Genomic DNA, 23,036 nt, shown 5'->3' with positions numbered 1-23,036 from the left:
CATTAATTGGTATAACAATGTAAACAACTCTTATATTTTGGTCACAGAAGAAAGCAATAAACTTGCTTCTAATCTTGATAAATTTATCAATGAAATTTTTCTGGATCTTTATCGAATTCCCTCCTTCCCAAATGAAAAGCAAGTATGCAAAGACAGTTTATTTCCCTATTTACAGTCCATCATTATCAACCATCCACTTATTTCGGGCCTAGCCATTCGCGATAATAAAAATCAAGTGATATGCTCCACATTACCTCACAACCAAACCTTTTTGTTAAATCAAAATTCTCCCCAAACAATCACTGGCCCCTTAAAAATTCCTATGTTTCATCAATCCATTTATGCAATACAAAAGAAAATAGGTGAATATCAGGTCGAAATAGTTATTATGGCTTCTGTGCTTGAAAATGAATTGAATATTTCAAATATTATTCCCAGACTAGTCACGTTATATGATGAAAACCAAAAAAAGGAAATAATTCAAATCGGGAAAGTGAATAGAAACTCTTGGGTAAATAAATTGTTTCCTGATACTAATATATTAAAGAAAGTCTATGCGACAGCAAAATTAAACAGTCTAGATGGTATTTTAATTAAAGTAGCAGAGCCTGATCATACTTTAATCAGCAACCTTTGGTATAACCAGGTCCTTCTTAGCTTAGATATTTTGGTACTCTCTATTTTTTTGTATTTTATCATTATGAATCATTTCAGTAAGTACTATTCATTACATGGAGCAATGAAGCAAGCCATCAGAGGTGGACAATTTTATCCAGTGTATCAACCGCTTTTTGATGCAAATACAGGTACTTATTCGGGTGCGGAAGTTTTATTAAGGTGGCAAGACAATTATAATGAAATTATTATGCCTGATCTTTTTATAGATGAGGCTGAAAATACGGGTTTAATCGTTCCCATAACACTACAAATTATTGAAACAACGTTTATAGAAGCGAAACCTATTTTAAATATAAAACCTTCTTTCCATTTATCTTTTAATATTTGTGCACTACATTTTACAGATAAGCAGTTTTTTCCTCAATTTTATAAATTAATAAGGCGATACGCAATTTCGCCAAATCAAATATTATTGGAAATTACTGAGCGTTATCTTTTGGATATGAACAATGAGTTGTTTATAAAGAGGATGCAAGAACTCAGGAATGCAGGTATTTCATTAGCTATTGACGATTATGGAACAGGACATTCTAGTATTAGTTATTTACAATACTATCCTTTTAATTTTCTTAAAATAGATAAGATCTTTATTCAGGCCATAGGTACGAAGGCAATTACAGAAACGCTGAATGATGCAATCATCCATTTAGCAAAAAAAATTAAATTAACTATTATTGCAGAAGGTGTAGAAACTAAAGAACAGTTTAAATATTTGTTAAAAAATGAAGTTCAAATACTACAAGGATGGTATTTTTCAAAAGCATTACCTATTGAGCAACTAATTGAACTGCTTCAGGGAGAAAAAAATGAATAAGTACTTTGGATGTGTTTTTTTGCTTGTTCTTAGTGCTTCAACCCAAAGTTTTGCCGATACAGTGATACTTATGGAAGGTAATTACTGGCAATGTTCCACGCATGACGTAACTAAAACCAATTGGACATCACAAAGTATGTATCGAAAAATTGCATTGAATTTATCCTATGCTGCATGCAAAAAAGGCAGCAAAGCACCTGCAACATGCAAACTAAGCCGAGGCAGCTGTGTTCGGTTTATTCATGGTGTTAATGTCACACCAATGTGGCGATGTACCGCTTTGGATAGAGAAGCGTTGGCTTGGAAAAGTACAACTTATCCGAATCGTGAAGATGCCGCCTTGGCTGCTCTGGCATTTTGTAAACACAAAAGCCCTGTACCTGCAACTTGTTCCATAAATTTAATAACCTGCATTAACAAAAATGAGATATAAAAAAATGGTTTATTGTATTGGATTAACAGGTGATATAGGAAGTGGAAAAAGTACTGTTGCGGAACTCTTTTCCAAAATGGGAGTAGATATTATTCTTGCGGATAAAATATCCAAAGAAATCACTCAAAAAAGTAAACCTGCCTACCGTCAAATAAGAGATTTTTTCGGCCCTGCAATTCTGCAACCCGATCAGGAATTAAACCGAAGCAAATTGAGGGAAATTATATTTTCCAATCCAAAAAAGCGAGAATGGCTTGAAGGCATTTTGCATCCCCTTATTCGCCAAGAGATAAAAAGTCGTGTGGATAAAAGTACAGCTCCCTATTGTATGATAGAAATACCCTTGCTCATTACCAAAAAAGCTTACCCATATATCAACAGAGTTTTGCTTGTTCGTTCTTCTGAAGAAACGAAAATCTCGCGCTTAATGGAACGCGATCACTGTAGTAAACAACAGGCCAAGTCTATTTTATCTACACAGCCTGAGCATAGTATTCGTCAGGAAAATGCGGATGACATCATCATAAATGATATGGACATTTCCGAATTAACCAATATGGTGAAAAATCTTCATGAAAAGTACCTGCAAGAATCAAAGTATTTACACAAGGGTTCGACAAATTGAATTAATCGTTGTGATCAAACACATAAATTTCCACGTTTACATTGATCGAGAGCATATTCCAAGAGAAGAGGAAATATAAAAATTAATTTAAAGCTCGATTGGTATTTAAATGCTTCTCTACCAGGGATATAACTTGAAGGTTTGCTTCTGGGAATTGTTCCGAGGTTAATTCATGAAAGTAGACCCATTTTAATGCCAATTGCCCCTCTAGACATAAAGGCGTTCCAGAAAACTGATCAACTAAAAAAATTATCAGCTTTACCGATTTATCAGAATATTGATGATTTACTTCTCCCAATAGTAGGCAATGATGAACTTCTAATCCGATTTCTTCTTTAACCTCTCGAATCAATGCAGATTTGGAAGTTTCATTTTTTTCCAGCTTGCCTCCAGGGAATTCCCAATATCCTCCATGCGGAACATGAAGAGGACGTTGGGTTATTAAGAGTCGGTTTTTGTCATCAATTATAACTGCCACTGCAACAGAGATGCTCACGCAAGACTTCCATGACATGCTTTATACTTTTTACCAGAGCCACATGGACAAGGATCATTTCGGCCGATTTTTTTCTCGTGTCTTTTAAATGTTTGTGCTGTAGCTGCTTCTTCATTTTCCTCTGCATAACTTCCATGCTGTAGATTCATCTTGCTCACTTGCTCAGCACGTCGCTGCTCTTCAACTGCATTAACATCTTCCTCAGTTTGTATTTCAACCGAAGATATCAGACGAATTACGTCATACTTTAAATTATCAAGCATGGTAGTAAACAAGGTAAACGCTTCTTTTTTGTACTCTTGCTTGGGATCTTTTTGTGCATAGCCACGCAAATGGATCCCTTGACGTAATTGATCCATTACTGCCAGATGTTCACGCCATTGATTGTCTAACGTTTGTAAAATTACTGACTTTTCGAACTGTGACATTGTGGTTCTGCCAGCTTGTTTCACTTTGTCATCGTATTTACGTGCTGCATGTTCTAGAATTTTTTCTTTAATTTGTTCTGGCTGAATATGATGATCTTCTTCAATCCATTCAAGTACAGGAACTTTAAGCTTAAACTCATCAGCTAAAACATCACTTAATGTTTTTGCATCCCATTGATCCTCTAAACTTTGAGGGGGTATATACGTATCAACAAGATTTGAAAGGACTTCCTCTCTCATCATCTTGACCATTTCCTCAGTATCCGTTGTTTCCATGATTGAGGCGCGTTGCGCATAAATCACTTGGCGCTGATCATTCGCTACATTGTCATAATCTAACAACTGTTTTCTGACATCAAAATGATGTCCTTCAAGCTTGCGCTGGGCATTTTCGATTGCTTTGGTCACTAAACTATGTTCTATAGGTTCTCCAGGCTTCATACCTAAACGCCGCATCATAGAGGCAACCCGCTCAGAAGCAAATATCCGCATCAAATTGTCTTCAAGCGATAAGTAAAATCGGCTGCTTCCCACATCACCCTGACGCCCTGAACGGCCTCGCAACTGATTGTCGATTCGCCGTGATTCATGACGTTCGGAACCAATGATTCTTAATCCGCCGGCGGCAATAACTTCAGCATGTCTTTTTTGCCATAACTGCTTTACAGCATCTATCTCTTCTGCACTTGCAGTTTCAGGTAATTGCGCCAAATCTGCAGACAAACTCCCACCTAATACGATGTCGGTTCCTCGGCCAGCCATGTTTGTAGCAATAGTGACTGCACCAGGGCGGCCTGCTTCAGCAATAATTTGGGCCTCTTTTTCATGGAATTTGGCATTAAGAACCTGGTGTTTGATGTTTTCCTTTTTCAGAAGCTGACTTAAAAATTCAGATGCCTCAATGGAAACAGTTCCTACCAGAACTGGTTGTTTGCGTGCAGTACAAGCACGGATATCTTCTATAACTGCTTCGAATTTATCTTTTTGAGTTAAATAAACCAGATCGGCTTCATCTTTGCGAACCATGGGTTTATTAGTAGGTATTACAACCACATCAAGATTATAAATTTGCTGCAACTCGTATGCTTCTGTATCAGCGGTTCCTGTCATGCCTGACAATTTGTTATACATACGGAAAAAATTCTGGAAAGTGATCGAAGCCAGTGTTTGATTTTCATTTTGAATAGCAACACCTTCCTTTGCTTCAACCGCCTGATGTAACCCCTCTGACCATCTTCGACCAGGCATTGTTCGGCCAGTATGCTCATCAACGATAACTACTTGCCCATCCTTGACAATATAATCTACATCACGATGAAACATGGCATGGGCTTTTAATGCAGCATTAACATGGTGCATTAACATAATGTTACTGGCATGATACAAGCTTTCTCCCTGATCCAGGAGTTTGGCATCTACTAATAATTCTTCAATGTGTTGATGACCTGTATCGGTTAGATGTGCCTGCTTTTGCTTTTCATCAACAGTGTAATCACCTTCCCCGCCCTCTTCTTCTTGTTTTTTTAAATGGGGAATTAACTTATTTATTTTAATATAAAGTTCAGAGCTATCTTCTGCAGCACCAGATATAATTAACGGCGTCCGCGCCTCATCAATTAAAATTGAATCCACTTCGTCCACAATGGCAAAGTTCAGCTCTCTTTGTACTTTATCTTCAAGACTAAATGCCATATTATCGCGCAAATAATCAAAGCCATATTCATTATTTGTTCCATAAACGATATCACAACGATACGCTTCTTGTTTTGCAGCATGGGACATATCAGGGAAAATAACGCCCACCGTCAATTCCAAAAATTCAAATATTGGACTCATCCATTGACTATCACGTTTCGCAAGATAATCATTCACAGTAACCACATGCACGCCACGTCCAGAAATTGCATTTAAATAGGCTGGCAAGGTTGCTACCAATGTTTTACCTTCCCCTGTACGCATTTCAGCGATATTCCCTTCATGCAAGACCATTCCACCAATTAATTGCACATCAAAATGGCGTAACCCTAAAGTACGTACGGATACCTCTCTCACTGTAGCGAAAGCTTCCGCCAGCATTTCATCAAGAGTTTCTCCTTCAGCAAAACGCGCTTTGAAATGCTGAGTTTTTGCAGCCAATTCGGCATCAGTTAATGCTTGCATCTGTGACTCAAATGCATTAATCGCCACTACTGCCTTTTCCATACGCCGTAATGTACGCTCATTTCGGCTTCCAAACATTTTCTTAATCAACGTATTCAGCATGGCCTAAATAATCCTCTGGAGATTTCAAATAACAAATTTGCTAATGTACTAAAATTTGGGGAAAAATACCATGAATACCTTTAATTTAGAGAGAATCTTTGAGATATAGCTCAGTAATAGAAAAGTTTCTGACGAATCAGAATAACCGATATGATTTCCGCAATCCCTTCTAATATTATACATTGATTTCATAGTGAATGATGTAACAATCACAACATATTAAGAAAAAAATAATTGATATTTCTCAAGTCAGATCGGGTTTCTATAGAGTAAATGAGCTTTATAAATTATCATGATAAACCAAACATTTTGATTTGAAAAAAGGAACTCTTCAATCATGTAATAATATTCAGGGATTACATAACTCATGAAGACGCTATGATTTTGCTCCTTCATAACAAAGGATGCCGGTATTGCTCTCATTCATTTCTATAGAGTCTAAAAACTCACTTAGTTCCTGAAATACGGAAAGATCTTTATTCTGCATTATTTGCATTAATTTTTTCTTCCATTGACTTGCACCTGATAAACCAAAAGCAAAGTTGAATAAAGGTTTTAGAAGCAAACTGAGTGAAACACCCTTACTGTATTCTTTGAGTAAGTATTCTAAATATAATTTAAAGACCTGGCTGCGTGTATTCTTTTGTGTTTTAGGGTAAAGCGATTGATGAATACTTGCGATTTGAAAAGGGTTATCGCATGCCAAACGCCCGAGCATGACACCTTCAACATGTTGTAAATGCTCATTTATTTCGTCAATGTTTCTTATATTCCCATTAATGACTACTGGAGTATTCGAAATTTCATTTTTTAAACGATAAACATATTCGTAGTGAACAGGTGGAATAGTTCTATTTTGTTTGGGATTTAAACCACTCAGCCAAGCTTTACGCGCATGAACTATAATCTTTTGTGCCCCTGCTTCAATTAAATGATGCACAAAATCACTGAAAAACTCATAACTGTCCTGATGATCGATGCCAATTCTCACTTTAGCTGTAACAGGAATAGACACCGCATCCCTCATGGCTTGAATACAATCAACTACTTTCCCAGGTTCTTTCATCAAACAGGCGCCAAAACTTCCAGCCTGGACTTTATCACTGGGACAACCTAGATTGATATTGACTTCGTCATAACCCTCTAGCGCTGCACGTTGCGCACAATGCGCTAATGCATCTGGATCAGAACCGCCTAATTGCACTGCTACTGGATGTTCTATCTTATTGAATTTTAAAGAACGTACTGGATTATTTTTAACGGCTCCGGTTGTCTGCATTTCTGTATAGACCAAGGCATGAGGCGCTAAAATGCGCATGAAAACCCGAAAATGACTGTAAGACCAATCAATCATAGGGGCAATAGACAAAGATGAAAATAGGATATTTGACACGATTATTTATTCAATAAAATTGGGTATTATAACCTGAACGCCAAAATTTTGTATAAAAATACCAAACATCTGTTAATACATTAAATTTTTTCTATTATGGCTTGTCCGCGGTATTCAACTTTACTATTCCTGCGTACCGCGCTTGTCCGCGGTATCCAACTTTACTATTCCCTACGTACCGAGCTTGTCCGCGGTATCCACTTTACTATTCCTACGTACCGCGCTTGTCCGCGGTATCCAACTTTACCATTCCCTACGTACCGCAGCTTATCCGCGGTATCCAACTTTACCATTCCTACGTACCGCGCTTGTCCGCGGTATCCAACTTTACCATTCCTACGTACCGCAGCTTGTCCGCGGAATCCAACTTTACCATTCCTACGTACCGCGCTTGTCCGCGGTATCCACTTTACCATTCCTACGTACCGTGCTTGTCCGCGGTATCCAACTTTACCATTCCTACGTACCGCGCTTGTCCGCGGTATCCAACTTTACCATTCCTACGTACCGCAGCTTGTCCGCGGAATCCAACTTTACCATTCCTACGTACCGCGCTTGTCCGCGGTATCCAACTTTACCATTCCTACGTACCGCGGCTTGTCCGCGGTATCCAAATATAACTCTAAAAAATAATCGCTTTAATGATTCTCATGCGAATTTTTCTATCTGCCAAAATAGATTTTAAATGGATGCCGCGGGCAAGCCGCGGCACGTAGACAAGAGGGTTTACTCTTGATTTGTAGCATTCATAGCTTGAATAAGAAGTTGTAATCGCGTTCGGCCTTGGAAAAAATTGATATCTAATTTATAAGCGGCATGGATATATTTCACTCGGTGATTTGGCCAGGATTTTAAGTCTACATTGAAAGCAATTGCATCGACTTGTTGATCGCCTTGGGTTGTCGCTAAAGTCATTTTCAAGTGGTTTTTGCCTACTAATCTTTGATCTAAAATCTCAAAAACGTTATCAAAAACCGGTTCAGCAAATTGCTGCCCCCATGGTCCAGCTTGCTGAATTAATTGCGCTATTTCCAGGCTAAATTCTTCAGGCCTTAATGGACCATCCGTGAGCAACTCCCCTTCGCATTGCGATAAATCAATATGCTTCATTACTTCAGAAATTAAAGTCTCGCGAAACGCTTTGAGTGATTTGGGATGAATACTTAAACCTGCAGCCATAGCATGTCCGCCAAACTTTATAATCAGTCCGGGATTGTCCTTATCGATTGCAGCCAACACATCGCGAATATTTAAATTGGGGACAGAACGCGCCGAGCCTTTCAACTCATCTTCACTCACTTCAGCAAAAGCAATAACAGGACGATGATACCGTTCTTTCATTCGACCGGCCAAAATACCAATGACACCTTGATGCCATGTTTTATCGAAAAGACACAATGCAATAGGCAAATGATTACCGTTGTAATCAGGATTAATTGCTAGTTTTTCCAATGCAATCATGGCCTGCTCTTTCATTTCTGTTTCTATTTGTTTTCTTTCTTCGTTTAACTCATCCAATTGCTGGCAAAAATTTCTGGCTTTTTGCGCATCTGAAGTAATGAGACATTCAATTCCTAAAGCCATATCATCCAAGCGTCCAGCAGCGTTTAGCCTTGGGGCAATCGCAAAACCTAAATCCGATTCTCTGAGGCGCGCACATTCACGTCCGGATATTTCTATCAAAGCTTTAATCCCTACACGACATAGCCCTTGGCGTATCCTTGCAAGCCCTTGATTTACCATAATGCGGTTATTTTGATCCAATCCGACCACATCAGCTACGGTGCCTAGCGCAACTAAATCCAGGAAACTGGCCATATTGGGTTCGGCAATGTTTCTCTCTTGAAACCATTGGTTATTAATTAAATGTCTACGTAAAGCCAACATGACATAAAATATAACGCCAACCCCAGCTATAGACTTACTGGGGAATTTGCAATCCAATTGGTTTGGATTCACAATGGCACATGCATTAGGGAGAACTTCTGCAGGCAAATGATGATCTGTAATGATTACATCGATATTTAACTGATTTGCTCTTTCTACGCCTTCAAAACTTGCTATCCCATTATCCACAGTGATGATTAATGCAGGACTCCATTTGTTGGCTACTTCAACGATTTGCGGGGTTAATCCATAACCAAATTCGAAGCGATTAGGTACTAAATATTCAACTTGGTGGGCTCCCATTGCGCGCAAAGCGGTTACAGCTAGTGCTGTTGAGGTTGCACCATCTGCATCAAAATCTCCGATAACCAGAATTTTTTGTTGTTCACTCAGAGCTTTCTCAAGTCGTATACAGGCTTTATCAATCCCTTTTAAACTATTAAAAGGTAACAAAGTTTGGAGTTGTTTATCTAATTGGGACAACTCTGTGATTCCTCGATTTGCAAATATTCGTTTTAATACATCAGGCATATTAGGTAAATTGAGTGCATGTGCTGACTGAGGGCGTTGTTTAATGAGCATGGATTAATTTCCTCCATAATCGAACGTACCAGCGATGAGGAGCGGTAGAGTAAGCCACGTTATTCCAAAACCACTGAACCGAAATGCTACTTAGTTCTTCTTGATGTCGTGCACTGAGCATAGAAAAATCCTTGAGCAACAGAATTTGCTGATCTTTAAGTTTGATTTCAGGACGATACAATGTGACTTGATTGCTAACAATTTGTGCGATCGGATAATAATGTTCATCGACACAAATATTAATTGGGATTTTATCCTTTAATTTGCCTCCTCCCCATACCCATAAACCATTAGCAACAGATTGATTCGCTTGGGACGCAAAAAACATTTGAACTTCGGTAATAAATTTTTGCCAGAACATTGTTTTGTCCAATTTGGCTAATTCAGGCATTAATGACTGATGCAACAAATGATGGGGAGGCTTTGCCTCTATGGATACTTGATTGTCTCTGCACAATAACCAGGTTTCCGAATCATGGAAGTAAAGTAAGGCGTTCTCTTCTGCAAAATATTGTGAGAATAAATCAAACCAAGATTTGGCTTCAGGTTGTGACAGTTGCAAATCCTTACCCCAGGCTACAATCATGGCATCATTATGTGTTGCTTCCCAATGAATGGGTGTCATTATAAGCCATTGGCCTTCTAAATTGTGATGGCGTTTTAATAATTCAGCGAGCGGAGGGTTGACAGGATCGTAGCCTACACTTAGCAAAAAATTTAATAATGCATTGCCTTCTGAATTAAATGGATTAATTCCATCAGGAATAGAGGAGCAATCTGAGTCAATTACAACGTGCATGTTTGTTCGGCCTTAATCAAACCATCTTTACGGAATAGTAATTTTAAATTTCTTAATGCTTGTCGCATTCGATCTTTATTTTCTATTAAGCCAAACCGAACATAATTATCACCTTGTTGGCCAAAACCGATACCTGGGGATACGGCAACATGAGCTTCTTTTAATAGGTACTTACTGAATTCAAGAGAACCCATAGGTTGATAATGGGCGGGTATTGGTGCCCAAACAAACATAGTCGCCTTAGGACGAGTAACCTCCCAGCCAATGTCATTTAAACCATCACAAAGAATATTACGACGTTTTTCATAAAGATCCCTGATCTCTTTGACACAATCATCTGGACCATCTAATGCAGCAATTGCGGCAATTTGAATTGGTGTAAATGTCCCGTAATCCAAATAAGATTTAATACGCGTAAGCGCAGCAACCAATTCTTCATTGCCACAAGCAAAACCAACACGCCAACCGGGCATATTGTAAGATTTAGACATGGAATATGTTTCAATTGCAATCTCTGTGGCCCCAGGAACCTGAAGTATGGAGGGTGCTTTATACCCGTCAAATACAATATCAGCATAAGCTAAATCATGGATGACCCAAATTTGATGTTTTTTTGCCAAATCAATTACTTGTTCAAAAAAAGAATAATCAACGCAATGGGTGCTTGGATTCGCAGGGAAATTAATCACTAACGCTTTAGGTTTTGGCAAGCTGCTCTGAATCGTTTCTTCAATTGCATTTAAAAATTGTATTTCATTAATTAGAGGGATTTGTTTCACGTTAGCACCCGCAATAATAAATCCATAGGTATGGATAGGATAAGCTGGATCCGGAACCAGAACAGTATCCCCAGGTCCACTTATTGCCAATGCAAGATGTGCCAGTCCCTCTTTTGAACCAATTGTAGCTAATATTTGTGACTCACTATTTAAATGTACATCATAATTGCGCTGGTACCAGGAAGACATCGCGCGTCTAAGTCTTGGTATACCTTTAGACATCGAATACCGATGAGTACCAGGTCTTTGCGCTGCTTCAATGAGTTTATTCACAATATGTGGTGGCGTGGGTTGATCTGGATTTCCCATGCCAAAATCAATAATATCTTCTCCACGTGCTCGTGCTTCAGTTTTTAATTGGGTTAATGTATTAAAAACATAAGGCGGAAGACGATTTATACGTGGAAATTGACTCATAATATTGACCCCTGTAGTATACTTGCAGCCACAATCATTCTTTATTAGCCCTAAATCATGCATATCAATTTAGAATCAGCAGAACCACATGCGGTGCAATCTTATAGTGATAACAAAATTCAGATTAATTCTATTGTTTATGAACGCAGTTTAATCGTTTCCGAGACAGAAATCATTAGTGATTTATCAATTCAAGACATTCAGGAAATTGATGAACACTATATGAATTTATTAACCCAATTTAAACCAGAGATTATCATCATTGGGCATGAACATACTGGAAAACTCCTGCCTCTGTCAATTATGAAGCAGCTAGGAGATCAACGAATCGGTATCGAAAGCATGTCCATCGGCGCAGCAAGTCGTACATACAACGTTTTGCTGAGTGAGAATCGTGCTGTAGTTGCTGGTTTTATTTTAAAATAGAAGCGACATATGTAATCGTTTACTTCAGAAATTGTAAACTTACACGATTGTTGCATTTTAAATCCGTTGCAACTCTTAAATCTACTCTAGTGACACAATATCCTCAGGCTGTATGGCAATAGAGTTGAGGTCAGTATACTGGTAGCAATACTTATCTATTTAAATCTGTCTTCTGGCTTCAAGCACATTAGGAATTTGCTCTAATTTTGTGAGTAATCTGGAAAGGCTACTTAGACCATCCACATCAACGGTTAAAGTAATATAAGCCATATTTTCTTGCTTGTTACTTTGAGTTTGCAAGGCATAAACATGTGCTTTTTCATTGGCAAGAAGTGAAGTCACATCTTTTAAAAGCTCGGAACGATCAAAAGCTTTAATTAAAATATCAACAACATAATTTTCACGCGTAGCACTTCCCCAGGTGACTTGTAAAAAACGCTGTTTTTGTCTTTCGCTGGCATGAATAATATTAGGGCAATCCTGTCTATGAACGGATACCCCGCGACCTATTGTGATGTAACCTATTACTGGATCGCCAGGAACGGGTTGACAGCATCTTGCCATGAAAGTTAGCAAATTCCCCACACCTTCTATACGTAAATCACTTCCTGTAATTTCCGGTTTGGCTTGAGGTTTGACAAAGCGTTCTAAATTGAGCTCCGAGGTAACCGGGGGAGCAAGTTTACTAACAATTTGTCCTATTTTGATATCACCGCGTCCCAAATTAGCGTACAAATCATCCAATTTTTTAAAATGCAATGCACTCGCAGCTTCAGCAAGTTTTTCTGATTTTATTCCTAAAGATTTTAATTCTTTTTCGAGTAATTCCCGACCCTCTTGGATGTTTCTATCATAGTCTTGCATTTTAAACCAATGTAATACTTTGGCTTTAGCTCTCGAAGTTTTGAGGTAATTGAGATGGGGGTTGATCCAATCTCGTGAAGGTTTACTTTCTTTCCCTGTTAGTACTTCGACCCTATCTCCTGTTTTCAACTGATAAGTTAATGGGACAATATGTCCGTTGACACGTGCACCCCGGCATCGATGTCCTAAATCACTATGAACATGGTAAGCAAAGTCTAAGGAGGTGACTCCTTGTGGTAAATCAAGAACATCTCCATCAGGTGTAAATACATAAACTCTGTCTTCGAGAAATTCTGAAGTCGAGCTTTCAGGAACACCTTTATTACTGGCCATTTCACGGTGCCAAGCCAAAACATCACGAAGCCATTCAATCTTGCGTTCATGACTTTGTTTCTGTTTGATGCCCCCTTCTTTATATTTCCAATGCGCAGCAACACCCATTTCAGCCAAGTCATGCATGTGAAAGGTTCTTATTTGTACCTCGAAAACCCTTCCTTCTGGTCCTCTTACTGCTGTATGTAATGATTGATAACCATTAGCCTTAGGATTGATAATGTAATCATCAAACTCAGCTGGAATTTGTTTCCAAAGAGTATGCACCATCCCTAAAACTTCATAGCAATGGGGCTGGGAATCAACAAGAACCCGTACCGCAATAGCATCATAAATTTCTTCTAATGACACGTTCTTGCGTGTCATTTTTTTATAAATACTGTGAATATGTTTTGCACGGCCATATACAGCAAAATGTTCAATGCCACTAGCCTTGATCTGCTCATTCAACTGACCAACTATGGCATCAACGAAACTATCCCGCTCCAAACGTTTTGCTTTTAAACCTTTGGCTATCGCTTTATAATCGTCAGGGTGTAAATGACGGAACGCCAGATCTTCCATTTCCCATTTTATTGCCCCTATCCCTAGCCGATTTGCCAAAGGAGCATAAATTTCCATAGCTTCCGTAGCTAATTGTTTCCTTAACTCTTCGGGTAAATGGGCTGCAGTTCTTAAAACACATAAACGTTCAGCCAATTTAATGAGAACAACCCGTACATCATCCACCATTGCCAATAACATTTTTCGAATGTTATCGATTTGTTGCTTGTTTTGGGGGTATTTATTCCACCCCTGAAAACTATGCATCGCGCTCATGCGCTCAATTCCTCTGACCAACTTAGCAATGTTCGGGCCTAATTGCTCAGTCACATCATCCAAAGATAAATCGGCATAGTGCACATTTTCAAAAATAATGGCTGCAGCAAGCGTTTCTTGATCAACCTCTAGATCTGCGAGCAAATCAGCCATAGACAACCCTTGCTGTAAACAGGATTGCCCCGTTTCTGTCGCATGTTCCTGCCCTGCAAGTTGGCTTAAGGTACATGCGCTTCGAATGAGTTCAAGATTATCCAAATAACCTTTTGCGCCTAATTGATGGAGCCATAAATCAACATCAATGCTTCCATCTTCACATAGGGGGATAGTGTCTTTTACTCTAACCATCAGGTTTATCCTTTTTCAAACAAAGCAATTGATTCAACATGGGCAGTGTGGGGAAACATATCCATAACCCCAGCTTTTATCAATGCATAACCTTTTTGATTGACCAATATATCTGTATCTCGAGCCAATGTTACAGGATTACAGGATACGTATACAATCCGCTCCGGATTTAACGCATCCATTTGTTTAACAAGTTCAAGCGCACCTGAGCGAGGGGGATCAATTAAGATTTTGTTACAGTGTTGCTGAGTCAATCTCTTGACTTCATTCAAATCATCTAAATTAGCCGCATAGAAATCTACATTGTGAATATGATTCAATTTTGCATTCGTATAGGCTCTTTCAACCATATTTTTACTGCCTTCAACACCGATTACTTTAGCACACTGTTTCGCCATAGGAAGTGAGAAATTACCCAATCCACAAAATAAGTCTAGCACTATATCTGTACTTTTTAAGTCCATCAGATCTAAAGCTTGAGCAACCATAGATCGGTTTAAAGACGAGTTTACTTGAGTGAAATCAGTCGGATGAAATAAAAAAGTGATGGCAAAATCAGGTAGTTGGTAAGATAAAAATTCATTTGAATTTGGTGGATAAAAACAATACACGCTTTCAGCCCCGCCAGGCTGCAGGAAAATTTTATATTGATATTCTTCAGCAAATTGTTGGATTTTTAATTCATCTACAACACTTAAAGGTTTTAAGTTTCTGAAAATAAGAGCAACCTCCTCATCTCCGGCTGCCACTTCAATTTGTGCAATACACTCTTTATCTTGCATGGAATCTATTAGTTTCCTTAAAGGAAGAATATCGGCATCAACTTTTGTATTTAAGACAGGACATTGAGTAATTTCAGTGATATAACGAGGATTTCTTCGCTCTCGGAAACCCACCATAGTGGCACTTTTTTTCTCAACATAACGTACGCTCAAACGTGCTTTATTTCTGTAATTCCAATGTCCTGCTGTTAAAGGATTTAACACAGTTTGAGGTTGAGTATGTCCATAACGTGACAATAGGTCTAATAGTTGATCTTGTTTAAAATGAATCTGATGTTCTTCACTCATGTGCTGTAAAGAACACCCACCACACATAACATAATGAGGGCATTTTGAATCGACTCTTAAAGCAGATGATTCAACGACGGTGTTTAAAAGGCCTTCGTCGAAATCTTTTTTTCTCCTGGTATATAGGAACTCTACATGTTCACCAGGTAATGCCCCTTCAATAAAAGTGGCTTTACCGTTAATCCGTGCAATACCTTTCCCATCATGACTTAAATTTTCAATTTGAGCATTTTGAGGGGTGGTGTCTAATTTTGACTTTGCTCTTCTCATGAAACTTTCTCAACTCATAAATCGATATAATCTGTATTAATATTTGCAACATTTAAGAAGAAAAATTGCAATTTTCAAGATGTTAGAGAGTAACACAGACAATTTATCTTTGTCATGGAAATTTGATATTACAAAAATCACGATGCACAATTAACACTCATTTATTATACAATAAAACGTCGTTTTATATTCTTAACTAATGAAACTTTTCTGAAAAAATATTATCCAACACGGAGTGCGTTTTTGGATAATATTAAGTCAAATGTAAAATGAGCTTATTTATCAAGTAATTCATCGCCCTATTCACAATGTTATCCACAGATTTTGTGGATAACATTTAAAGTACTCGATTTTTAGAAAATATCAAAAACCCTTATGTATTATGGGTTATAGCGAATTTCAATAATAAAAGGGTGGAAAAAGATTTAATTTTAAAAATAGTTATCCACAGGAAAGTGGATGGGGGATTAACTGAAATGGTCGTATATAATATCAGATAAAATTTATAAAAACAGTATTGAGATAACTTTTTATGAAAATTTTAACTGTTGCGCTTCTGGCATAATTTTCTTAACACTATCGCATCTTCTATATTATTTTCTTCCACATAATAAGCGGGTTTGATTTCAATCTGTTCAAATCCCATGCTTGTATAAAGATGTAAAGCAGTTTTATTACTCGGTCTTACTTCGAGTATTACATAATCTAAACTTTTAATTTCATCCAAAGACGACAAGACTTCTTGTAAAAAGAGACGTCCATTCCCTTGAGATTGAAAAGGCTTGGCAATACAAAAATTTAAAATATGGCAACAATTACCGGCATGTCTAGAGATAATATAGCCACAGATTGAAGTATTCTCTTTTGGACCTGATTCAAACACACGGCAATCATATCCCACACGCACACAGTCCCTTAATATATCTCTATCCCATGGAGCAATATGAACGCTTTTTTCAATAGCATAAACAGCATCAATATCGGATTCTGTCATCTTTCGAATGTTACGTACCATCCCTGTTGCTCCTGAACAAATTGTAAACCTTTCTGAAGATAAAGTATCACATCTTTATCTTTTCCTACGCTTCTGATTTGATTTCTTTATCGAACCCAATTCAGATTCAATTCGATGATGCATCTCTTAACTAGCGGCAAAAGCCGCAATCCTAATTTTTCTTTTACAAATTATCAGGTCCGGCTTTTGTTGCATAAGAATTACATTCTATATTATTCAGTATTTTTTTTCTTCTTTGGCAAATATAAGTCAGTTATTGTGCCTTCAAAGGCTTCTGCTGCTTGACCGATAGTTTCTGAAAGCGTGGGATGAGGATGTATTGTCAGCGCAATATCTTCAACATCACAACACATTTCAATCGCTAATGCTGCTTCAGTAATTAAATCGCCCGCATTAATCCCCACTATTCCAGCCCCTAAAATTCTCTTCGTATCAGGACAGAATAATAGCTTGGTAACACCTTCTTCTCGGCCCATACTGAGTGCACGGCCACTGGCTGCCCAAGGAAAAGTTGCCTTTTCATATCGAATATTTTTTTCTTTTGCTTCTTTTTCAGTTAAACCTGTCCATGCAATTTCCGGATCGGTATAAGCAACACTAGCAATGCACTTAGGATCAAAGTAGTGCTTTTTGCCCGCAATAACTTCTGCGGCAACTTTACCTTCTGGAATGGCTTTATGCGCAAGCATCGGTTGTCCTACTACGTCACCTATAGCAAAGATATGATTTACATTTGTTCTTTGCTGGTTATCTACTTTGATAAAGCCTCTTTCATCTACCTTTATTCCTGCCTTTTCCGCATCAATTGCACCTCCGTTGGGCTTTCTTCCCACAGAAACAAGAACTTGTTGAAAGCAAAGCGGTTTGTCAGTTGCATGCTCCCCTTCCATGGACACATAGATACCCTCTTTCTTTGCTTCTACGGCAGTTACTTTTGTTTTTAAAAGGAACTTGACACCTTTTTTCTGCATCCGTTTTTGCAAAACATTGACCAAATCAAAATCTGCACCAGGGATGAGCTGATCCATAAATTCCACAACAGTTACATCAACACCTAATGAGGAATAAACAGTAGCCATTTCAAGACCGATAATCCCTCCACCCAAAACCAATAAACTTCCCTTAATATCTGCGAGTTCCAATGCTCCAGTCGAACTGAATATACGTTTGTCTTCGGGAATAAAGGGTAAATTTATGGATTCAGATCCTACTGCAATAATGGCATTCTCAAATTCCACTTCCACTGAACCATCTTGAGTGGCTACGGATACTTGGTGCGTACCAGAAAATTTACCTAATCCCGTAATTACCTCAACCTTGCGCTGTTTCGCTAAAGCTTTCAAACCACCCGTAAGTTTGGATACTACTGAATTTTTCCAACCTACGATCTTCTTATTATCTAATTTTGGTGGACCAAAGCTAACTCCCTGCTCAGACACCTCATGAGCTTCTTCAACAACTTTAGCAATATGCAATAATGCTTTTGAAGGAATACAACCTACATTAAGGCAAACTCCTCCGAGTGAGTCATAACGCTCCACCAAGACTACTTTTTTTCCCAGGTCTGCTGCTCTAAATGCCGCGGTGTATCCTCCAGGGCCACTTCCTAACACAACGACATCCGTCTTTATTTTATTAGCCATTACAAGCCTCTTTCATTAACAATTATAAAAAAATATTAGAGTAAAATTCGTCTTATATCACTTAAGCAATCGCAGATAATACGAGTAAAACGTGCTGCTTCGGCACCATCTATCACCCGATGATCATAAGATAGAGACAAAGGCAGCATTAATCTAGGTTGAAATGTTCCCTGTTCATAGACAGGTTTTATTTCTGAACGTGATAATCCAAGAATTGCTACCTCCGGACTGTTCACTATAGGCGTAAATGATGTACCGCCTATACCACCCAGACTGGAAATTGTAAAACACCCTCCAGACATATCAGCTGGCATTAAGCCCTTGTCCCGAGCTTTAGAGCTTAAACGAGCCATTTCAGCTGCAATTTCGGATACATTCAATTTATCTACATTTTTAATTACAGGAACCACCAAACCGTTAGGTGTTTCTACCGCAATACCTATATTGCAATATTTTTTATAGATGAGATGAGCCCCTGTAGCATCCAAGGAAGCATTGAACTGAGGGTATACCTTTAAAGCTTTGCTTACAACAGCACAAACAAATGCAAGTAATGTGAGTTTGTATCCCTTCTCTTTAGCCTGTTCAGATTCAGATTTTCTAAATGCCTCGATTTCGGTTATATCCGCTGCGTCAAATTGGGTCACATGAGGAATAGTTATCCATGAACGATGTACATTGGCACCAGTAAGCTTTTTAATTTTATTAAGCGGTTTTGTTTCAATTTCCCCAAATTGAGAAAAATCAATGACTGGGTTTTGAGGAACACTAAAGGTTACCTGGCTTGCTTGTCCATTTAGGCGTGCTTTTACAAAAGATTGAATGTCTTCTTTCGTAATGCGATCTTTTCGACCAGTACCATTTACTTCAGATAAGTTGACTCCAAGCTCTCGAGCCATGCGCCTTACAGCTGGACCAGCAGCAATTGCCTTTAATGATTCTTCATCAACAGAATTAGCGGATTGAGTTGACCGCTCTTCATTTATTTGCGTGTGTTCTACGGGTTTAGATTCTTTAGGCTGCACGGACTCTGTCACAGAAAGAGTTTCATTTTTTGCAGTTTCTTCTTTGTTTTGTTCGGTAATAACCGAAAGGATTAAATCTCCCTCTGATACTTTATCACCTACCTTAACCTTCAGTTGGGTCACTTTTCCCGATAGGGGTGAAGGAATTTCCATGCTGGCTTTATCTGACTCTAAAGTAATAAGAGGTGAATTTTCTTCGATATAATCTCCTTCTTTAACTAAAACTTCGATAACATCGACTTGAGTTGCGCCACCTATATCAGGAACTTTTACTTCTTTTTCAACTTCAGATTTTTTTTCTTGTGGAACAGGAGCCTCTTTTATTTCTTCAGGAGCGGGTGTTTGTTGCGTTTTTTGAGGTTCCGCTTCTTTCTCAGTGTTCCCACTTGACTCAGCTGAGACATAAAGGATTACATCGCCTTCAGATACTTTATCTCCTACTTTAACCTTCACTTTTGTGATTTTCCCAGCCATCGGAGAAGGAATCTCCATACTTGCTTTATCTGATTCTAAAGTAATGAGCGGTGTATCCACTTCGATTTGATCGCCTACTTGGACCAATATTTCAATCACATCAACCTGAGTCGCTCCACCAATATCAGGAATCTTAACTTCTATTTCATTTGACATGTTTTTCCTCAAAAGATTATCCGGTACATTCAATTGCTCATTGTGATGAAAAAATTTTTACAATGATTTCATCACAACTATTTACTGAAATGAATCAGCTCCAATATTATTTTTAATGGTTTGCCGGATTTAATTTATCAGGATTAATGTTATAACGCTTTATTGCATCCACAACCTTGGATTTGTCCATAGTCCCTTCTGCTACTAAAGCATTTAATGCAGCCAGAACAATATGTTTTGCATCTACCTCAAAGAAATGGCGTAAACGCTCGCGTGTATCGCTTCGACCATAACCGTCAGTTCCCAAAGCAACATAGTTATTGGGTACAAATGGTCTAATTTGATCCGCATAAATCCGCATATAATCTGTAGCAGCAATCACAGGACCAGGCATTTTTTCTAATAATGTTGTCACATAACTTTTTTGTTCTTTATCTTTAGGATGCATACGATTGTACCGTTCAACAGCCAAACCATCTCTTCTCAGCTCGTTAAAGCTTGTGACACTCCAAATGTCTGCAGTTACGGAATAATCTTCTTTTAACATTTCTGCTGCTTTGATTACTTCTCGAAGTATGGTTCCACTACCCATCAATTGAACATGTGATTTAGATTTTTTATTACTTTCTTGAAGTAAATACATTCCTTTTATAATGCCCTCTTCAACACCTTCTGGCATATCAGGATGCATATAGTTTTCATTCATCACAGTAATATAATAAAAAACGTTTTCTTGCTTTTCATACATGCGATACAGGCCATTTTGAATGATTACTGCAAGCTCATAAGCATAGGTAGGATCGTAAGATATGCAATTCGGTATCATGGAAGCATGGATAAGGCTCTGTCCATCCTGATGTTGCAATCCTTCTCCTGCCAGTGTCGTACGACCAGCAGTTCCGCCTAAAAGGAACCCTCTAGCCCGCATGTCTCCCGCAGCCCACGCCAAATCCCCTATTCTTTGGAATCCAAACATTGAATAATAGATATAAAATGGGATCATGGCTAATTTATTAGAACTGTAGGAAGTGGCAGCAGCAATCCAGGAACAAAAAGCGCCTGCTTCATTAATTCCCTCTTCCAGGATTTGTCCATCTTTCGCTTCCCGGTAAAACATTAGTTGTTCATGATCTACGGGGGTATAAAGCTGACCAACGGGGGAATAAATCCCAATTTGGCGAAATAATCCTTCCATTCCAAATGTTCTACACTCATCAGGAACAATGGGAACGATTCTCGAACTAATTTCTTTATTTTTTAACAACGCCGAAAGAATTCTTACAAAAGCCATTGTTGTAGAAATCTCCCGATCTCCGAGTCCTTTGGTGACCGAAGAAAATTCTGATAGGCCAGGAGCTTTCAGAGGCTCTGCTTCTGTAGAGCGTGAGGGAAGATAACCTCCTAGCATTTCTCTGTTTTTCTTAATGAATTTAATCTCTGGACTGTCTTCTGCAGGTTTATAAAAAGGAATGTCAGCAATTTGTTCGTCACTAATAGGAATACTAAAACGGTCTCTAAATGCTTTTAATTGCTCGATGCTCATTTTCTTTTGCTGGTGAGTAATATTTTGTCCTTCACCAGCTGCACCCATTCCATAACCTTTAATTGTTTTCGCCAGGATAACAGTTGGAGATCCCTTATGCTCTACTGCTTTGGCGTAAGCAGCAAAAACTTTTTGTGGATCATGGCCACCCCGATTTAATCTCCAGATATCCTCATCGGAATAATTTTCTACCATTTTCTTTAATTCAGGATATTCATTAAAGAAATGTTGTCTTACATAGGCACCATTATTGGCTTTATAAGCTTGGTAATCTCCATCAACGCACTCTTCCATCCGTTTTTGTAGCCAGCCCTCTTTATCTTGAGCAAGTAAAGGATCCCAGCGGCCACCCCAGATTACTTTGATTACATTCCAACCCGCACCACGAAACAAACCTTCAAGTTCCTGTATAATTTTCCCATTACCACGAACCGGTCCATCGAGTCTTTGTAGGTTACAATTCACAACAAAAATTAAGTTATCAAGCTTTTCACGAGCAGCAATGCTTAAGGCACCTACTGACTCGGGCTCATCCATTTCACCATCTCCAAGAAATGCCCAAACTTTTCTATCATCAGATTTTATAAGACCCCTATTTTCCAAATACTTTAAAAAGCGAGCTTGATAGATTGCTTGTAAAGGACCTAATCCCATGGAAACGGTAGGAAATTGCCAGAATTCACTCATCAGCCAAGGATGTGGGTAGGAAGATAAACCATCTACTTCTACTTCTTGTCTGAAATTGCTTAATTGTTCTTCTGTGAGTCGGCCTTCTAAGTATGCACGCGCATAGATGCCAGGTGATGAATGGCCTTGAATATAAACTAAATCCCCACCATTTTCCCCTTGAGGCCCTTTAAAAAAGTAATTAAATCCAGTTTCATATAGAGTAGATGAAGATGCATAGGACGCAATATGACCGCCTAGTTCTGGAGCATATTTTCCCGCACGAAGCACCATAGCTACAGCATTCCACCGGATCAGCGCGCCAATTCGTTTGCCAAGGCCTTCATCAGGTGGCATTTGTTTTTCTTCATGCGTTTTAATTGTATTTCTGTAGGGTGTATTAATTGAACTGGTTAAGTTCACCCCTTCCGCATTTGCTTTATTAAGAAGCTGTTTAAGAATAAAAGCGCCTCGCTCAGGACCATCATTAATAAATACAGCTTGCAGGGCGTCCAGCCATTCACGTGTTTCTATAGGATCCAAATCTAAATTAGTTTCATTTGCCATGAAAGTGTTCCCCGAAAATCATTAAACACAATAAGGTACAGCTTGTAATTTTGTTGGAATTACGCCAGTGCAACCTTTCTTACAAATTGCTAAATCAGCTAAGCAATCACATGTAACTTTGCGGCATTGTAGTGGATCGCGGTAAGAATTCAACTCACGCATCACTTTTTTACCTTCTACTTTTTGCTCATGCACATATTTGGCAAAATGGACCTCCGCCATTT

Annotated in this window: 16 protein-coding genes; 4 read left to right on the top strand and 12 right to left on the bottom strand. The window is 38.5% G+C overall.

Annotated elements, in window-relative coordinates; all coding sequences use genetic code 11:
* The first annotated feature begins 271 nt into the window (after positions 1 to 271).
* From BU07_RS0109970 to coaE, 3 genes are read left to right on the top strand one after another with little or no spacing between them, the layout of a single operon-like run.
* Positions 272 to 1,492, top strand: coding sequence for an EAL domain-containing protein (locus tag BU07_RS0109970; protein WP_242601867.1), 1,221 nt, complete (start codon positions 272 to 274; stop codon positions 1,490 to 1,492).
* Positions 1,485 to 1,925, top strand: a complete 441-nt coding sequence (locus tag BU07_RS0109965; protein ID WP_031565662.1) for a hypothetical protein — start codon at positions 1,485 to 1,487, stop codon at positions 1,923 to 1,925. Before BU07_RS0109970 ends, BU07_RS0109965 begins: the two co-directional genes overlap by 8 nt.
* 4 nt (positions 1,926 to 1,929) lie before the next feature.
* Positions 1,930 to 2,550, top strand: a complete 621-nt coding sequence (gene coaE / locus BU07_RS0109960) for a dephospho-CoA kinase (protein ID WP_031565660.1) — start codon at positions 1,930 to 1,932, stop codon at positions 2,548 to 2,550.
* An 82-nt stretch (positions 2,551 to 2,632) separates the two neighbouring features.
* Here the strand turns inward: coaE and mutT are convergent, their stop codons facing one another.
* The 6 genes from mutT to alaC all read right to left on the bottom strand — a co-directional run bounded on the left by mutT (position 2,633) and on the right by alaC (position 11,593).
* Positions 2,633 to 3,046, bottom strand: coding sequence for an 8-oxo-dGTP diphosphatase MutT (gene mutT / locus BU07_RS0109955; protein WP_035899043.1), 414 nt, complete (start codon positions 3,044 to 3,046; stop codon positions 2,633 to 2,635).
* Positions 3,043 to 5,736: a preprotein translocase subunit SecA gene (secA, locus tag BU07_RS0109950; RefSeq protein WP_031565656.1), complete on the bottom strand. Its 2,694-nt coding sequence runs from the start codon at positions 5,734 to 5,736 to the stop codon at positions 3,043 to 3,045. Before secA ends, mutT begins: the two co-directional genes overlap by 4 nt.
* 376 nt (positions 5,737 to 6,112) lie before the next feature.
* The gene (gene dusA, locus BU07_RS0109945) at positions 6,113 to 7,129 is read right to left on the bottom strand and encodes a tRNA dihydrouridine(20/20a) synthase DusA (RefSeq protein ID WP_084157835.1); all 1,017 of its coding nucleotides are present in this window, start codon (positions 7,127 to 7,129) and stop codon (positions 6,113 to 6,115) included.
* 726 nt (positions 7,130 to 7,855) lie between these two features.
* Positions 7,856 to 9,598 carry a single-stranded-DNA-specific exonuclease RecJ gene (gene recJ, locus BU07_RS0109935; RefSeq protein WP_031565650.1) on the bottom strand — a complete coding sequence of 581 codons (1,743 nt, stop codon included), beginning with the start codon at positions 9,596 to 9,598 and terminating at the stop codon, positions 7,856 to 7,858.
* Entirely contained in the window at positions 9,588 to 10,397 is an 810-nt protein-coding gene (locus tag BU07_RS0109930) for a hypothetical protein (RefSeq protein ID WP_031565648.1), read from the bottom strand. The genes recJ and BU07_RS0109930 overlap by 11 nt, the downstream gene beginning before the upstream one ends.
* Positions 10,385 to 11,593, bottom strand: a complete 1,209-nt coding sequence (gene alaC / locus BU07_RS0109925; protein WP_031565647.1) for an alanine transaminase — start codon at positions 11,591 to 11,593, stop codon at positions 10,385 to 10,387. The genes BU07_RS0109930 and alaC overlap by 13 nt, the downstream gene beginning before the upstream one ends.
* 57 nt (positions 11,594 to 11,650) lie before the next feature.
* On the opposite strand from alaC, the gene BU07_RS0109920 reads away from it, so the two are divergent.
* Positions 11,651 to 12,019: an Mth938-like domain-containing protein gene (locus tag BU07_RS0109920; protein WP_031565644.1), complete on the top strand. Its 369-nt coding sequence runs from the start codon at positions 11,651 to 11,653 to the stop codon at positions 12,017 to 12,019.
* A gap of 159 nt (positions 12,020 to 12,178) precedes the next feature.
* On the opposite strand, the gene relA is transcribed toward BU07_RS0109920, so the two are convergent.
* The 6 genes from relA to aceE form a co-directional block, all read right to left on the bottom strand.
* Positions 12,179 to 14,383 (bottom strand): GTP diphosphokinase, encoded by a 2,205-nt coding sequence (gene relA / locus BU07_RS0109915; RefSeq protein ID WP_031565642.1) that lies wholly within the window; start codon positions 14,381 to 14,383, stop codon positions 12,179 to 12,181.
* Positions 14,384 to 14,388: 5 nt separating this feature from the next.
* Positions 14,389 to 15,723 carry a 23S rRNA (uracil(1939)-C(5))-methyltransferase RlmD gene (rlmD, locus tag BU07_RS0109910; protein WP_031565640.1) on the bottom strand — a complete coding sequence of 445 codons (1,335 nt, stop codon included), beginning with the start codon at positions 15,721 to 15,723 and terminating at the stop codon, positions 14,389 to 14,391.
* A 541-nt stretch (positions 15,724 to 16,264) separates the two neighbouring features.
* Positions 16,265 to 16,738 (bottom strand): ribosomal protein S18-alanine N-acetyltransferase, encoded by a 474-nt coding sequence (rimI, locus tag BU07_RS0109905; RefSeq protein ID WP_031565638.1) that lies wholly within the window; start codon positions 16,736 to 16,738, stop codon positions 16,265 to 16,267.
* A gap of 212 nt (positions 16,739 to 16,950) precedes the next feature.
* Positions 16,951 to 18,381: a dihydrolipoyl dehydrogenase gene (gene lpdA / locus BU07_RS0109900; RefSeq protein WP_031565636.1), complete on the bottom strand. Its 1,431-nt coding sequence runs from the start codon at positions 18,379 to 18,381 to the stop codon at positions 16,951 to 16,953.
* A gap of 35 nt (positions 18,382 to 18,416) precedes the next feature.
* Positions 18,417 to 20,036 (bottom strand): dihydrolipoyllysine-residue acetyltransferase, encoded by a 1,620-nt coding sequence (gene aceF / locus BU07_RS0109895; protein ID WP_031565635.1) that lies wholly within the window; start codon positions 20,034 to 20,036, stop codon positions 18,417 to 18,419.
* Positions 20,037 to 20,148: 112 nt separating this feature from the next.
* Positions 20,149 to 22,812: a pyruvate dehydrogenase (acetyl-transferring), homodimeric type gene (gene aceE / locus BU07_RS0109890; protein WP_031565633.1), complete on the bottom strand. Its 2,664-nt coding sequence runs from the start codon at positions 22,810 to 22,812 to the stop codon at positions 20,149 to 20,151.
* Between the last annotated feature and the right edge of the window lie 224 nt (positions 22,813 to 23,036).

Source organism: Legionella wadsworthii DSM 21896 = ATCC 33877, assembly GCF_000701265.1.
GTDB classification, from domain to species: domain Bacteria; phylum Pseudomonadota; class Gammaproteobacteria; order Legionellales; family Legionellaceae; genus Legionella; species Legionella wadsworthii.
The sequence above is the reverse complement of the archived record's forward strand: the minus strand, read 5'-3'. Positions and strand labels throughout refer to the sequence as shown.